Below are 373 nucleotides of genomic sequence, written 5' to 3' on the forward strand. Positions count from 1 at the left end.
GGGTATTGACGAAGAACCCGATCAGGCCTTCGGTCTCGACCCGGTTGCGGTTGGCAATCGGTACGCCCACGCGGATGTCCGACTGGCCGCTGTAACGGTGCAGCAGGCCCTGGAACGAAGCCAGCAACAGCATGAACAGGCTGCAACCTTCACCCAGCGCCAGTTGCCGCAGCTGTTGGCCCAATGCCTGCGGTAACTGGACGGCCAGACGGGCGCCGGCAAAGCTCTGGCGTGCCGGTCGCGGACGGTCCGCAGGCAGCTCCAGCAATGGCTGTTCAGCGCCGAGGACGTTGGTCCAGTAAGCCAGCTGCCGCTCACGCTCACCGGCGTCCATCCATTGGCGTTGCCACACCGCGTAATCGGCATACTGGAT

1 protein-coding gene is annotated in these 373 nt (G+C 64.3%); it reads right to left on the reverse strand.

The window, feature by feature from the left end; translation table 11 throughout:
• On the reverse strand, nucleotides 1-373 hold a 373-nt coding region (locus HX846_RS19860; protein ID WP_178965953.1), incomplete at both ends, for a condensation domain-containing protein.

Source organism: Pseudomonas sp. K5002, assembly GCF_013386655.1.
In the GTDB taxonomy this organism is placed as follows: domain Bacteria; phylum Pseudomonadota; class Gammaproteobacteria; order Pseudomonadales; family Pseudomonadaceae; genus Aquipseudomonas.